Genomic DNA, 1,004 nt, shown 5'->3' with positions numbered 1-1,004 from the left:
GGGGAGTCTCTCCATCCCCGCCCTCGGGTCACTAATTGTCAGGGGGCGGGTGCCTCAACCCAGGTTGGCAGAGAGGGCACCGACGCCGAGCGGCCCGAATGGTTTCGCGCGTTTCTGGCCGACCGAAGCACCCGCAAACCCTCCCCGCACACCGTGGACGCGTATCGGTGTGACTTTGACGCGATCGCCGTCGTGCTGGCCGGCGGCCCCCAACAGCTGGCTGCGCTGGACTGCGTCGCGATCACCAAGGACACGATGCGCCAGGCCTTCGCGGTGTTCGCCGCCTCCCGCGAACCAGCATCCATCCGGCGCTGCTGGTCGACGTGGAACACGTTGTGCAGCTATCTGTTTACCGCTGAGCTGCTCGAGGCCAACCCGATGCAATTCGTGGGCAGACCGAAGGTCGCCAAGAGCCTTCCGAAGGCACTTCCCGCCGCGGCCGCTAAGGCCCTCGTCGACGCCGTCACAGACCACAGCGATGCGAAACTGCGCAACCAATGGCCCGAACGCGACCGCGCCATTATTCTGACCATCTTGCTCGCTGGCCTGCGCGCCGGCGAATTGCGCGCCGCCAACGTCGGGGATGTCCGCCTCGCCGAGGCCGGTGGGGTGATCCACGTGCGCGGCAAGGGCAATAAGGACCGCGCCATCCCGATCGAGGCGGCCCTGATTGACGTTCTGAGTGACTACCTGGCCAGTCGCGGCACTCGCTTCCCCGCGGCCAGCCGGCGCCGGCAGGGCAGCGACGTTCCGGTGCTGCGCCGCTGGCCCACCACAGCGCCGCTGTTCGTCGGTGTCGACGGGCAGCGCATCACCCGCGGGGCATTGCAATACCGAATCCTGCGTGCGTTCAAACTGGCCGGGCCGGACGCTCACCGCAATCCGGGGGCCCTGGTGCACGCGCTGCGACACACCTACGCCACCGAGCTAGCGAACACCAACATCAGCGTCTACACCCTCATGAAACTCCTTGGCCACGAATCCATGGCGACCTCCCAGCGGTA

General features: G+C 67.0%; 1 protein-coding gene. It reads left to right on the top strand.

The features are described from left to right. Positions 1-153: 153 nt before the first annotated feature. The coding region (locus AO501_RS16085; protein ID WP_055578659.1) for a tyrosine-type recombinase/integrase at positions 154-1,004 on the top strand (851 nt) is incomplete at its 3' end.

Origin of the sequence: Mycobacterium gordonae, from assembly GCF_001417955.2 — a bacterium.
GTDB classification, from domain to species: domain Bacteria; phylum Actinomycetota; class Actinomycetes; order Mycobacteriales; family Mycobacteriaceae; genus Mycobacterium; species Mycobacterium gordonae_B.
This window is presented reverse-complemented; position numbering and strand designations above follow the sequence as displayed.